The organism is Acinetobacter sp. 161(2023), assembly GCF_037027805.1.
Taxonomy (GTDB): Bacteria; Pseudomonadota; Gammaproteobacteria; order Pseudomonadales; family Moraxellaceae; genus Acinetobacter.
Genome location: NZ_JAZEYD010000004.1, coordinates 22,234 through 36,236, shown reverse-complemented (window position 1 = coordinate 36,236; position 14,003 = coordinate 22,234). Strand labels below are relative to the sequence as shown.

13 protein-coding genes are annotated in these 14,003 nt (G+C 40.0%); 8 read left to right on the top strand and 5 right to left on the bottom strand.

The window, feature by feature from the left end:
- The first annotated feature begins 264 nt into the window (after positions 1-264).
- Complete coding sequence (locus tag WA249_RS04580) at positions 265-1,707, top strand: amino acid permease (RefSeq protein WP_336166663.1); 1,443 nt, start codon at positions 265-267, stop codon at positions 1,705-1,707.
- A gap of 67 nt (positions 1,708-1,774) precedes the next feature.
- On the opposite strand, the gene pdxR is transcribed toward WA249_RS04580, so the two are convergent.
- The gene (pdxR, locus tag WA249_RS04575; protein ID WP_336166662.1) at positions 1,775-3,274 is read right to left on the bottom strand and encodes a MocR-like pyridoxine biosynthesis transcription factor PdxR; all 1,500 of its coding nucleotides are present in this window, start codon (positions 3,272-3,274) and stop codon (positions 1,775-1,777) included.
- Positions 3,275-3,429: 155 nt separating this feature from the next.
- Here pdxR and gabT point away from each other — a divergent pair, with 155 nt between their 5' ends.
- Positions 3,430-4,722 (top strand): 4-aminobutyrate--2-oxoglutarate transaminase, encoded by a 1,293-nt coding sequence (gabT, locus tag WA249_RS04570; RefSeq protein ID WP_336166661.1) that lies wholly within the window; start codon positions 3,430-3,432, stop codon positions 4,720-4,722.
- A complete protein-coding gene (locus WA249_RS04565) occupies positions 4,719-6,167 on the top strand; it encodes an NAD-dependent succinate-semialdehyde dehydrogenase (protein ID WP_336166660.1) in 1,449 nt (482 codons plus the stop codon). The genes gabT and WA249_RS04565 overlap by 4 nt, the downstream gene beginning before the upstream one ends.
- Before the next feature lie 103 nt (positions 6,168-6,270).
- Here WA249_RS04565 and WA249_RS04560 read toward each other — a convergent pair whose 3' ends face one another.
- Together WA249_RS04560 and ycaC are read right to left on the bottom strand one after the other, a co-directional pair.
- A complete protein-coding gene (locus tag WA249_RS04560; protein ID WP_336166919.1) occupies positions 6,271-7,212 on the bottom strand; it encodes a LysR substrate-binding domain-containing protein in 942 nt (313 codons plus the stop codon).
- 54 nt (positions 7,213-7,266) lie between these two features.
- Entirely contained in the window at positions 7,267-7,893 is a 627-nt protein-coding gene (gene ycaC / locus WA249_RS04555; RefSeq protein ID WP_335995785.1) for an isochorismate family cysteine hydrolase YcaC, read from the bottom strand.
- A gap of 277 nt (positions 7,894-8,170) precedes the next feature.
- Between ycaC and WA249_RS04550 the strand changes: the two genes are divergently transcribed.
- The 4 genes from WA249_RS04550 to WA249_RS04535 all read left to right on the top strand — a co-directional run bounded on the left by WA249_RS04550 (position 8,171) and on the right by WA249_RS04535 (position 12,047).
- On the top strand, positions 8,171-9,043 hold the full coding sequence (locus tag WA249_RS04550) for a pirin family protein (RefSeq protein ID WP_336166659.1): 873 nt from the start codon (positions 8,171-8,173) through the stop codon (positions 9,041-9,043).
- A gap of 439 nt (positions 9,044-9,482) precedes the next feature.
- Positions 9,483-10,781, top strand: a complete 1,299-nt coding sequence (locus tag WA249_RS04545; RefSeq protein ID WP_336166658.1) for an FAD-dependent oxidoreductase — start codon at positions 9,483-9,485, stop codon at positions 10,779-10,781.
- A gap of 4 nt (positions 10,782-10,785) precedes the next feature.
- Positions 10,786-11,613, top strand: a complete 828-nt coding sequence (locus WA249_RS04540) for an SAM-dependent methyltransferase (protein WP_336166657.1) — start codon at positions 10,786-10,788, stop codon at positions 11,611-11,613.
- Between the two features lie 8 nt (positions 11,614-11,621).
- A complete protein-coding gene (locus WA249_RS04535) occupies positions 11,622-12,047 on the top strand; it encodes a GFA family protein (RefSeq protein WP_336166656.1) in 426 nt (141 codons plus the stop codon).
- A 228-nt stretch (positions 12,048-12,275) separates the two neighbouring features.
- Here the strand turns inward: WA249_RS04535 and WA249_RS04530 are convergent, their stop codons facing one another.
- Together WA249_RS04530 and WA249_RS04525 are read right to left on the bottom strand one after the other, a co-directional pair.
- A complete protein-coding gene (locus WA249_RS04530; protein WP_336166655.1) occupies positions 12,276-12,659 on the bottom strand; it encodes a hypothetical protein in 384 nt (127 codons plus the stop codon).
- Positions 12,660-12,915: 256 nt separating this feature from the next.
- Positions 12,916-13,563, bottom strand: a complete 648-nt coding sequence (locus WA249_RS04525; RefSeq protein WP_336166654.1) for a hypothetical protein — start codon at positions 13,561-13,563, stop codon at positions 12,916-12,918.
- Positions 13,564-13,635: 72 nt separating this feature from the next.
- Here WA249_RS04525 and WA249_RS04520 point away from each other — a divergent pair, with 72 nt between their 5' ends.
- On the top strand, positions 13,636-13,989 hold the full coding sequence (locus tag WA249_RS04520; RefSeq protein ID WP_336166653.1) for a hypothetical protein: 354 nt from the start codon (positions 13,636-13,638) through the stop codon (positions 13,987-13,989).
- Positions 13,990-14,003: the final 14 nt, after the last annotated feature.

The window sequence follows — 14,003 nt, the reverse complement described above, 5'->3', positions numbered from 1 at the left end:
CCAGCATTTCAGACAAAAAGAGCCAATTTTGCGTATAAATTTTGCAATTGGCTCTCTCTTTTATTCCAAAAATGGCTCTCGTTTCTTGACTGCCGAAACGACAAATTAAAGCCATTGGAAGTATGCATACGGAAGCGCCGGATAAGCTCAGTGATTTTTCTGTTTTAGGAATTGGGCAGAACGGCTAAATTTTTAGGGGATATTTTTTGGCTTCGGAGGATTTCCGAGACTAGCCGATATCCTCCATATATTAAGGAAAATGATATGGCAGCTCATCAAAATGGTTCTGAAGCCAATCACTCCCAAAGTTTAAAACATGGACTCAAATCACGCCATCTGACGATGATCTCGATTGCAGGGGTAATTGGTGGCTCTTTATTCGTGGGCTCGGGCAGTATTATTTACAATACGGGACCTGTAGTTTTTCTAACTTATGCTTTAGGTGGTCTACTCGTTTGGTTCATCATGCGTATGTTAGGCGAGATGGCCGTTTTAAACCCTGATAGTGGCTCTTTTTCAACTTATGCTGACCGTGCGATTGGTCGTTGGGCCGGTTTTTCAATTGGTTGGTTGTATTGGTGTACGCTCGCAATGCTCATGGGATGGGAAGCCTATGTGGCAGGTAAAATTTTAAATAATTGGTTCCCATTTATACCGATCTGGGCCTATATGGTTGTCGTGATTGGTGCATTGGTCGCAGTCAATTTACAAAACGTGAAAAACTATGGCGAATTCGAGTTCTGGTTCGCGCTCATTAAAGTTATCGCAATTGTTATTTTCCTTGTGATTGGTAGTTTAGCCATCATGCATTTGTGGCCTTGGGGCAATCCAGCTGCTTCAGGTATTAGTAATCTAACCTCTCAAGGCTTTATGCCAAATGGAGGATCCTCCGTTATTACCGCCTTGCTTGGGGTCATGTTTGCCTATATTGGTGCTGAAATTGTCACTGTAGCGGCAGCAGAATCGGCAAATCCATCGAAAGAAATTCGTAAAGCATCGAACTCGGTGGTTTGGCGAATTATTTTATTCTATGTAGGCTCAATGTTCGTTGCGGTATGTTTGATTCCTCATAACAATGAACTTTTGAAAGATTCGACTTGGGGTACTTATAGTGTGACTTTGTCAGCGCTTGGTATTCCGGGTGCACGCCATATCGTAAACTTTGTGGTTTTAACGTCGGTATGCAGTTGCTTTAACTCAGCACTTTATACCTGTTCACGTATGCTATTCTCTTTGGCTAAACGTGGTGATGCCCCAAAAAGTTTTGGCTCTGTAAACAGCAAAAGCAGTCCGTGGATTGGCGTGATTGTATCATGTTTCTTCTCTGTGATTGCCGTGGTTTTAACTGCAACCAAGAGTATGGATGTTTATGACTTTTTCATGCTAACGACGGGTGCTGCAACACTCTATGTGTACCTGACGATTGCTTATTCTCAGCTTCGTATGCGTAAAAAACTAGAAGCTGAAGGCGTGAAAATTGACTTTAAAATGTGGATGTTCCCTTTCCTGACTTATGTGGTGATCTTTGCAATTATTGGTGCAATTCTTACCATGTTGATTGAAGGCACATATTTTAAAGAAGTGATTTACACCACAGCATTGTTCGGCATTATTGTGTTTTTTGGAATATTGTCAGAAAAACTAGGATGGGGTAAAGACCGTAGAACAACCCATCTCACTCATACTCAAGAAGAGACATTAGTTTAGTATTTTCAGCATAAAAAAGAGTCTCATTGTGAGGCTCTTTTTTATTGATTGGGGGCAAAAAACAGACTTAATTAATTGTTTGTACACCCGCTTCGCGTAAGCACTGGAGCAAGACACCGAAAGCCATCACCATGTCTTTTTCATTTACACAGGCAAAGCCCATGAGTAAGCCGCGCTCTGCGTGTGCATGTGATTGCATGTAGTACTGTGAAAGTGGGCGAACTTTGACACCACGTTCAAGAGCAGTAGCTGCAATTGCGACATCATCGCAAGAGTTTGGCAATTTTAAAACTAAGTGTAATCCAGCTGCTTCGTCATATTCGTGAATAAATTCGGGGCCAAGATAGCGTTTAATTAGACTGACTAAGTAATCACGTCTCTTGCCATAAAGTAAACGCATACGACGAATATGCGCTTCGTAATGACCTTCACGAATAAATTCTGCTAGGGCCTTTTGCTCAAGTAAATGTCCACCACGATAAAGCTCAGCTGCCACAATACGTAGAGGTGAAAAGAGTGGTTTAGGTACGACTAAATAGCCAATTCTTAAAGATGGATAAATGGTTTTACTGAACGTGCCCATGTACAGCACAGGTGCATCATTTTCTAAGCCTTGTAAAGACGGATATGGTTGGCCTGAGAAACGGAACTCACTGTCGTAATCATCTTCTACAATCCAGCTATTGTGCTGGCGGGCAATCTCAATCAATTTGCGTCGGCGATCTAGGCTTAAATGTGAACCTAATGGATATTGGTGTGATGGTGTGACAAAAATGAGTTTAGGTGGTTTAACCGGATTTTCTTCGGGAATAATACCTTTTGCATCGACTGGCATGGGTTGAATGTCTACGCCATTAATACGTAAAGTATTACGCATTCCCCAATAGCCTGGATCTTCAATCCAGACGCGATCACCAATATCGCTGAGCGCACGTGAGACTAAATCAATCGCTTGGTGAATACCTTCGGTAATAATAATCTGGTCAGCATCGCACTGGACTGAACGTGCAACGCGTAAGTAATCTGCCAACGCACTTCGAAGCTCAATACAGCCACCAGCATTGCTGTAAATTAAGCGATTAATGTCAGGCTCTCGGCTCAGGCGAGCCTGAATGCGACTAAAAATATGATGTGGAAATTCTGTTACGTCAGGTGCGCCTGGCACGAAAGCTCCCCATTGGTGTGGCGAGGCTGCTGCATAGCCTAATAAGTTTGAGCCACGATTTGAGAGCGCATAAGAGTTTTGAACTTTCGGACTTGAAGCTGCTTTTTTCTTATTTTGTGTATTTAAAAAACTCTCTGGTAGTTTTTCAGCAACCCATGTGCCATGGCCTGTACGAGCCTCTAAATAGCCTTCAGCCTGTAGCTGTTCGTAGGCAGTAAGAACTGTATTTCTCGAAACATGAATTTCACTAGCTAAATCACGTGAAGCGGGCAAGCGAGTTTTAGGCTGAACGACGCCATCAATAATGGCACCACGCAGACAACGGAAAAGGCGTTGATGTAGTTTACCTTCGGTGTCCTGTTGGAGCCGTTGTAATAAATGATCTCCAAGCAAACTACGCAATTGGCTCTCTCCTACAGTTAAAAAATGGCTCTCGTCAGTTGCCGCCAGACGAGCGAAATTACATGCATAGGCAGTTGTTGTAAAGCACCCTGAAAATTAAGCACAGGATGTAAGACCAAAGCTGCAACTGATGATGAAAAATATGAGGGAATCAAGTGGATAATCAACATTCTGCACTTAACGCACGTAAACAGCAAGCAACTCCACGTGGTGTAGGCGTGATGTGTCAGTGGTATGCGGAAAAAGCTGAAAACGCGACACTTTGGGACAAGGAAGGCAACCAATTTATCGACTTTGCTGGTGGTATTGCGGTTTTAAATACAGGCCATCGTCACCCTAAAGTCATTGCAGCGGTGACTAAACAACTCACTAAATTTACTCATACTGCCTATCAAGTAACACCTTATGAAAGCTACGTGGCTTTAGCTGAGCGTATTAATGAGCGTGCCCCAATTGCGGGCCCTGCGAAGTCAGCTTTTTTCACAACAGGTGCAGAAGCAGTTGAAAATGCTGTGAAGATTGCTCGTTGTTACACAGGCCGTCACGGCATTATCACTTTTGGTAACGGCTTCCATGGTCGTTCATTCATGACCATGGCAATGACAGGTAAAACTGCGCCTTACAAACGTGATTTCGGTGTTATGCCAGCGGGTGTATTCCACGCACGTTACCCTGTGCCTGCTAAAGGTATTTCAGTAGATGCGGCAATTGAAAGCGTTGAAGATATTTTCAGTGAAGATATTGCACCACACGATGTTGCAGCAATTGTGCTTGAGCCAGTCCAAGGTGAAGGTGGTTTTCATGTTGTACCAGCCGAGTTCTTAAAACGTTTACGTTCAATTTGCGACAAGCACGGTATTTTATTGGTTGCTGACGAAGTGCAATCTGGCTTTGCTCGTACAGGTAAATTGTTTGCGATGAACCATTTCGAGACTAAAGCTGACCTCATCACCATGGCGAAAAGCTTAGGCGGCGGTTTCCCAATTTCGGGTGTAGTTGGCCGTGCAGAAGTGATGGATGCGCCAAACCCAGGCGGATTAGGCGGTACTTATGCAGGTAGCCCGATTGCTGTTGCTGCGGCACATGCAGTTATTGATGCGATTGAAGAAGAAAATTTATGCGACCGTGCAAATGAGCTAGGCGCTGAGTTAGTTGTTGCGCTTAAAGACATTCAGCAAGCAACAGGCAATGTAGTGACTGATATTCGTGCATTAGGTTCAATGGTTGCTGTAGAGCTTGAAACGGCTGAACAAGCAAAAGTTGTACAAAACTACGCAATGGAAAATGGGTTGTTACTTCTTACTTGTGGTAAATACGGTAATGTAATTCGTTTCCTATATCCATTAACCATTCCTGCTGAGCAATTCCGTCAAGGCCTTGATATCCTGAAACAAGGTTTTGCGACACTCAAAGCAGGTAGTGCAAAAGCGATGGAGCAATCTGCATGATTCAAAATAATTTGCAGTATTTATTAAAACATCCTGATATTTCATTAGACGCACCTGCATCAAATGATTATATCGAGGTAAATGATGCTGCTACGGGTGAAACTTTGGCATGGGTTAAAACCTATGACCGTGCAGGGGTTGAAGCCGCAATTAATCGTTCAGCAAAAGCGCAGGCTGCTTGGAAAAAGCAAACTGCCTTGGCTCGTGCTGATGTGTTATTGGCATGGTACAACCTCATGCTTGAGCACAAAGAAAATATCGCTCAGATTTTAACGGCTGAGCAAGGTAAACCATTGGCAGAAGCACGTGGTGAAATTGGTTATGCAGCATCATTCATCCGTTGGTTTGCTGAGCAAGCTCGCCGTGTTGATGGTGAAGTGTTAACGCCAACTTTGCCAAACCAACGCTTGCTCGTGATTAAACAGGCGATTGGTGTTACCGCTGCAATTACGCCGTGGAATTTTCCAGCGGCCATGATTACGCGTAAAGCAGGTCCAGCAATTGCTGCGGGTTGTTCAATGTTGGTTAAGCCAGCAGAGCAAACGCCGTTAACTGCCTATGCGCTTGAAGTATTGGCGTTACAGGCAGGCTTACCAGCTGATGTTTTAATTAACATTAGTGGTGATGCGGCTGAAGTGGGCAAAACTTTATGCGAAAGCGATATCGTTCGTAAATTAAGCTTCACAGGTTCAACACAAGTTGGTCGTATATTGATGCAACAATGTGCGCCAACCATTAAAAAGCTTTCACTTGAACTTGGTGGCAACGCGCCAGTTGTAGTATTTGACGATGCCAATCTTGAACAAGCAGTTCAAGGCATTATGGCAAGTAAATATCGCAACAGTGGTCAGACTTGTGTTTGCGCTAACCGTATCTATGTTCAAGACGGTATTTACGATGCTTTGGCAGAGCGTTTGGTTGAAGCGGTGTCTAAGCTTAAAGTTGGTGATGGACGCCAAGAAGGTTCAACTCAAGGGCCTTTAATTGATGAAGATGCGATTGCAAAAGTTCAGTCTCATATTGCAGATGCAACTGAGAAAGGCGCGACAGTTCGTATTGGTGGTCAGCGTTCAGCACTTGGCGGTACATTCTTTGAACCGACTGTGTTAACTGGCGTAACGCAAGACATGAAAGTGTCTAAAGAAGAAACCTTTGGCCCACTTGCACCACTATTCCGCTTTAAAACTGAAGACGAAGCAGTGGCAATGGCGAACGATACTGAGTTCGGTTTAGCTGCTTATTTATTTACTCAAAGCACAGCTCGTCAATGGCGAGTAGGTGAAGCACTTGAGTACGGTATGGTCGGCATTAACACAGGCGCAATTTCAAATGAAGTGGCTCCGTTTGGTGGCGTAAAACAGTCAGGTCTAGGTCGTGAAGGTTCAAAATTCGGCATCGAAGAATATGTCGAAATGAAATACCTCTGCGTAGACCTATCTGAGTAAGGAACAAAGCGAATTCGTTTTGTTCTGAACGAAAGCATGCAGTTATGCTGTATGTGATGTTTCAGAAAAAACCGGTCATGCCCATTCATGACCGGTTTTTTATTTAAGTTGGCAGATATCCTTCGTGGCTTTCGGGTAAACGTCTAAGTTCTTCAATCAGTGTTTCAATGAGTTTCTCGACTACAAGACGTTGTCCTTTTCGGGACACATAAACCAGTTGTAGCATGCCAATATTCGACTTCCAGTCAGGAAGAATATGAATAAGTTTGCCTTTACGAATTTCAGATTCAACGGTTAAAAACGGAAGGTCTGCAATTCCTAGGCCATCCATAACGGCATAGTAGACACCTGCCAAGTCATTACTTTTGATTCGTGGTTGATAAGGCACATCAACCGATTCACCGTTTCGAATATTGCATAAATGCCAAATAGGGTTTTGTTTTTGAGTACCTAAGCTGATACTTGGAAAGTCCTGTAATTCGGAATAATGCTCAATAGTGCGGCCTTGCAGTAATTCAGGCGACGCCACTAGACAGTGATCGGTTTTAATCACATCCCGAACAATTAAATTTGAATCTTCATTTGGTTCAAAATTGGTCCGAATCGCGAGATCGATGTCATCATGCAAAATATCAACTCGACGGCTCGTCAGCTCAAGAGCAATCTCAACTTTTGGATAGGTTTTTAAAAACTGATTTAAAATTTTTCTAATTTGAAAATGCATCATCAGCGGGGGGCAGCTTACTTTTACTAGTCCTTGAGGCTCACTTTTTTGCTTTAACAAAACGTTTTCTGCACATTCAACTTGAGCTATAACTTTGCAGCATTCTTCGTAAAACTCTTGGCCTAAATCAGTCACTTTAAAATGTCGGGTTGTCCGTTGAATCAGGCTAACGTTAAATTTATTTTCAAGGTCAATAATACGTCGGCTGAGCTTAGATTTACTAATATTTTCGGCTTCACTGGCCGCACTAAAGCCGCCGTGTTTTACGACTAAATAGAAATAATAAAAATCATCAAAAGAGCTTATCAATGTCAGATCAATCCATTTAAATTCAAGATTAGAATGCTTAAAGCACTCTAATCTTGGTAATTGAACTTATTTTTGCGATGTATTAAAGCTATAGCTTGTCATCAGGTTGCGGTAATCAGGAATATGATTTGAGAACAATGTACCCAAACCTTCGATGTCGTTACGCCAGTCGCGGTGTAACTCACATGCCATACCAAACCAAGTCATAAGCTGAGCACCTGCTTTTGACATACGGTCCCAAGCAGCATCACGTGTTAATTCATTGAAAGTACCAGAAGCATCGGTAATCACAAACACTTCAAAACCTTCTGCGAGTGCAGATAAAGCTGGGAACGCCACACAAACCTCAGTGACCACACCAGCAATAATCAGTTGTTTTTTACCTGTCGCTTTAACCGCTTTTACGAAATCTTCATTGTCCCATGCATTGATTTGACCAGGACGTGGAATAAATGGCGCATCTGGAAAAAGCTCTTTTAATTCTGGAACTAAAGGACCGTTTGGACCGTTTTCAAAACTCGTGGTAAGAATAGTCGGTAAATTGAAATATTTCGCCGCATCTGCAAGCGCTAATACGTTATTTTTAAATTTATCTGGATCGATATCTCGAACTAAAGAAAGTAAACCTGCTTGGTGGTCAACTAAAAGAACCGCAGCATTATCCTTGTCTAAACGCACGTAATCTTGAGCCATTTTTATTTCCTCGTGTTATCAAAATGAATAATTAAAAATTATTAAGTTAGGTCATCATTGCCTAAAATTATGCTAATTGAGTTTGTTGTCGTGATTAAGTCTAAAAAATAGGATTAAGAATTTTAAAAATGAGACGATCTTTTATAGAAGGCCTCAGACTTTATGATTGTCTCATAGATGAAATAATGTGTTGCTAATCCTGATCTATAAACTGCAATTATTGAGGCGTAAAATCAATCTCAGTTCAAGAAAATCCTACATATATAGGAGAGATCAGATGAAGAAATTTCTTGGTGCATATCAGAATAACCACATGCATTGGGTGGGTGATGGTTTCCCTGTATATAACCTATTCTCTTATGACCGTTTAGGCCAAACCCTAAGCCCATTTTTGCTACTCGATTATGCAGCGCCTTATACCTTCTCGCCAACGACTGAACAGCAAGGTGTAGGCTCGCATCCACACCGTGGCTTTGAAACAGTGACCATCGCCTATCAAGGTGAAGTGACTCATAAAGACTCAAGCGGTGGCGGCGGAACCATTAAAACTGGGGACGTGCAATGGATGACTGCGGGTGCAGGCGTGTTACATGAAGAGTTCCATTCTCCTGAATTTGCAGAGCATGGCGGTCTTTTTGAAATGGTGCAATTGTGGGTAAATTTACCTGCTCATTCAAAAATGACACCTGGAAAATATCAAGCAATTGAAGCCAAAGATATTCCAGACATTGCACTAGACGAGCATGGTAGCAATTTGCGCGTGATTGCCGGTGAATATGCAGATGCAAAAGGTGCAGCAACGACATTTAGTCCATTAAATGTATGGGATGGTAAATTGGTTAAAGGCCAAAAACATACCCTGTATGTACCTGAAGGGCACACTACGCTTGTTGTGATATTAGATGGCGCAGTTGTGGTCAATGATGCAAATCGTCTTGAAGGTAAAACCGTTGCGATTTTGTCTCGTGAGGGTGTTGAGTTTAGCTTAAGTGCAGAAGAAGACACTAAATTCTTAGTGTTGACTGGCCAACCACTTAACGAACCAATCGAAGGTTATGGTCCATTCGTAATGAATACCAAAGCTGAGATTATGGAAGCGATTAATGATTTTAATCGTGGAAAATTCGGTTCAATCATGCAAGAAGCATAAATTGTTTAATTGCGCTTAATCCGCTATTAAAACAAAGTAATAAAAAGCCCGCTATCAAGTGTGAATAGCGGGCTTTTTCGCTGTAAAGATTCTGTTTTTATGATGGTTTTCATTGTTGTTGCGGCATTGTTTTATGTGATTTGTTTCTCATTATTGTGGCTCTATGATATCTCAAAAAAAGATAGTTGTAAAACAGATGATATAAATATAGTTAAATTATCTTATTTTATTTAAAAGATTTTTTTTAAATTTATAAAAAATATAAGTTTTTATATGGTTGTATATTTTTGTAAAAAAATATACAAAGTCAGCCTAGTCGGTAGTGAAAATTTTTCTATATAAATTGATGCAAAAAATAAAAATCTGGTAGTTTTTAATACGGTGTTTTTTTAGGGTATGAGTGATAATCAAAAAAATTCTCGAAAAATGGGACATCATTTTGAATATCGCAATTATTGGCAGTGGAATGGCAGGTCTTGCGGCAGCAAGAATTCTGAAAGATGCAGGACATACGATCACGATATTTGAAGCACTTCCTGGCCGGGGAATGGATAGCCATAGTATTGAGTTCGACGGTGGAATTATTGATGCGCCATTACGTGTTATGAATCCACATTTGTGGAAAAACACGCTCAGCCTTGCTGCTCATTTAGGTATTAAAACCTTTCCAGTTCGTACTTATATGTCATGTAGCTGGTTATTCGAAGACCGTACTGAAACATGGTTAACCACATCTCGTAGCCGTATTGGTAATTTCCCGATTATCAATAACCGTAAAGGCATCCAGCAATATGGCTGGCGTCTTGTGAAAGGGATGTTGCAATTAAAAACTGCAATCCACCAGTTTTTCAAATCTAAAAATCAAGATATTACCCTCGCTGAATTTATTAATCAGAACGATATAGAAGAAGTATTCTGGCATGGTGTGGTAATGCCAGTGCTCTATACCATTTGTACGTGTAACCCAAAAACAATTGGCGACTGGCCTGCAAAAAACTTACTTGAGTTTTTACGTCACTTAACTGATGGCGACATGCTATTGCGCATGAAAGGTGGTACACCTGCATTTGTAGACAGCTTAATTAAAGATATCGACATTCATAGCGGATCCGCGATTAAGAAAGTTGAATTACAAGGCGAAAAAGTACTGGTTGAAAACAGCCAAGGTGAACAGAATTTATTTGATCGCGTGATTGTTGCAACACCAACATCTAAAATCGATGAGTTTTTAAACCCTGAACAATTTGCTGAAGATATGAATTTGCTTAAGCAATTCCGTTTTGAGCAAGGTGATCTTGTTATTCATACAGATGCAACAGTAATGCCGCCACGCCGTAAAGACTGGTCAGTGCTGAGCTATATGATGGATCGTAAGTTTACCCGTCAGCAATTCACAGTGTGGATGAATGCGGTTGAACCATCACTTGTGGGTAAAAATCCAGTGTTCCAGACTTGGCGCCCAGTGACTGATATTGATCCTAAAAAAATCATTTCAAAAGTGACCTTAACGCGTGCAGTCGTTGACTCACAAACCATTGCTCTAAATAAAGAATTGCAACAACGCCATTTAGACTTAAACCGTAAAGTATTTTACTGTGGTTCATGGTCATGTGATGGCTTACCAATTTTAGAGTCGGCAGTTACTTCCGCGATGCATATTGCTGAAATTTTAGGTGCACCTTTACCATTTGTAGGTTTAAAGCCTCAGGTCGAAGTTGCCCCTGAACTCGGTTACTAAAATTGTGAAAGTAAAAGTTCGAGCGGCTCTTTCTCGACTTATTCCCCATAAATATGCAATTGATGCATCAAGTTTGGGAGATGACAAAGAGCTGGCTTGGACAAATTTGGGTTTTTGGAAAAATACCCAAAACTACCGTGAAGCTTGTTGCCAATTGGCAGATCATTTGGCACAAGCTGTCAATTTAAATTCAAAAGATCATCTCTTAGATTTAGGCTGCGGACAGGGTGCAAGTTTGTTGCACTGGCTACAGCACTATCAGCCCAAAAGCCTCAGTGCAGTTGACTTACAAGCCCAGTGTGTTAATAAAATTCAAAAGCTTATTCCTGAAATAAGTCAGATGTTTTGTGGTTCATTTTTAAATTTAAAACAATTTGAATTTAAACAACATTTCGATGCGGTGTTGTGTATTGATGCGGCTTATCACAGCAATTTAAATTCATTTCTAGATTCAGTCACTCCAGTTTTAAATTCAAAAGGCCGATTAGGTTTTCATTACTTAATGCGTGCTGACACATGTCAAAACATGACCGCCCTGCAAGAACAAAAGCATCGTTATTTACTCAAAGCAGCAAATGTCGCTTGGGATACTGTGCCGACTGAAAAAATATTAAGAACAACCTTGGAACAACAAGGTTTTGCCGATATTCAAATTGAAGATTTATCCGAGCCTGTATTACTCGGTTTTTCGCAGTATATTCAAAATCAGCAAGGACAAAATCAAAGCCGAGGGTTGGCAAATTTTAAAATTCAAATGACTGCAAAGTTATGCCAACAACTCTACCAAAATGGATATGTACGTTATATTCAAATCACAGCAATAAAAAAATAGGATGAGCCATGTCAGCCAAATATCAAGGATCGTGTTTATGTGGAGCTGTGAGCTATCAAAGCGAAGCGGAGCCACGTTATAGCTTTAATTGCCATTGTCGAGACTGCCAGAAGGCAACAGGTTCAGCATATGCACCAATCGCTTTTTTTCACCAATCTGAATTGAAAGTGAATGGTGATCTTAAATATTTTGAGACTTTAGGATCTTCTGGCCGACCTATTAAAAGAGCATTTTGCCCGACTTGTGGTTCTCAGCTTTTTGGCTTACCTGAAATTGCCCCTGAAATGATTTCAATCCGTGCAGGCACGCTTGATGACCCAAGTCTCTATCAGCCTAGGGCGGAAGTCTTTGTGAGCCAAGCCTATGCATGGGATACGCTCAACCCAAACCTTAGACATTTTGAAAAAATGATAGAGAAGAGAAAAGAGGGGTAAAAGTACTCTGACAAGCTCGTACGCTTTTTCTTACATATATTCGGGAAAATGGCTTCTTTTTAGAACTCTACAAATTACCTATGATGAACTCATCAGGAACAGGAAGTTCCGAAACGTAAAACAACAATAATAAGTTTAAGCATCAGGACGTGAGGTATTACAGGATGTATACCTAGTAACGAAATACGAAAAAAGCCCAACAGGATGTTGGGCTTTTTTCATTTCTTATTAACGAATTTCTTTTCCGCCTAAGGCAGCACAATCAAATGGTGTATTCCATTTTACTGCAATACCTGTAAGTACTGGACGAACAATACGCCATGGCCAGAAACCAAATCTTTGTCTCTGCTCATAATCAATCACTACATCTGCACCATATTTACGTGCTGCGTTTGCTAATTTAGGTTTTATTTCTTCATAGCCGCCATATATTCCTTTTGCGACTTTAATGCGTTTAAGAGACTTATAGTGGTCAGCAGAAGGTAGAGTCTCAAGTACGCAGACTGGTGATTTTACAATGTTTTCTGCTTGAGCCGTAGAACTCGTGTTTTGAGCTTGTACTGTAAAAGGCAACATTATAAATAAAGTAGGCAAAACAAAACGTAGTTTCATCTTTTCCCCGTTGAATGTAGTAATGAATGAATGTTTATAAAATAGGGCTTATTATCATGACCTTATTTTGGGGCGCATTATAATCGTATCTTTTTAATATTTCTTATTTTTAAATCTATTTTTTTAAAAAAATTAGGAATGTACTATTTTACTTTTGAGGGGATAAAATTTTTAAGAAAATTACTTTGAAGCTCAGGTTTATAATAGCTTTTATTAAGGTTTAAAAATATCTTTGACTCGATGCTATTTGATAATTTTATGTATTTGGCACATGATTAAGAAGGAATTCACTTCTTGATTGTAAGAAAATATCAAAACTTTGACTCATTAAGGGATCAATTTGGCTTTGTATCTTAAAAATAGGTGAAAGTTGTTTAATGTAGTAATTCATCCAGTCAGTTTTATTTAAAAAAGCTGAATAATCTTTAAGTCCTGCATATAATGATTGTAGATTACTTGCGATCACATCAATGTTGGGATGGACAAGCCAAATAATAATTTCATTAGATTCTAATGGGATAGAAAAATAATCTTCTGTGGACGAAAATTTTTCAATTTTATAAAGTTGTGCCCCATTTTCATTATAACTTGAACATAGCAGTTTACTATTCTCTACTTGATAGTGATCATTTCCAATTTCTGATTCTCTAATAATTCTAGAAATAACTAAACAATGTGGCAGATCTTCTATTGAGGGAATGGGCAGATTTTTAAAAAGATTAACAGCCCGACTTATAACTTGATATTCACCAGACCCTGTGATTATACCATTTTGCCATGAATGCATTTTCAAGATTTTTTCATGTGAAGATTTAATTATTCCATCTTTTTGTTGGCTAACTTTTTTGTTATCTGATGCAACAATAATGCTATCGTTTAATTGAATAGCAACAATAAAGGTCATGTGTAAATAAGTTAAACGGTTTAAAATATTAAGTTAATTATAGATTAGTTTTCATAAAATAATAGGTAAATTATGGCTGGTGGTTCACAAATCATTATTAATAAAAATGGTATTACGATTATTACTCCCGCAAAGTTCGAAGTAAAAGCGGGACAGCATATCTTTAAAGGTGGTGCAGAAGTTGGAGTAAACCTGCAAGGTTTACCTGCTTATGAAAAATATGATGAAAAGTTTAATTTATTCCTCCCTTCTGGAAAGCCTTTAACTAATGTGAGCTATAACATTCAGTCTAATAATCAAAGCTTTATGGCAGAAACTGATGTGAAAGGGAAAACTAAAAGGGTAAATACTAAAGAAGCTGAACAACTGGATGTGGATTTAAATTGGTTGAATTTTGAACCTGATGAAAATGACCCAGTGAAATAATTGTTGCTTATTCA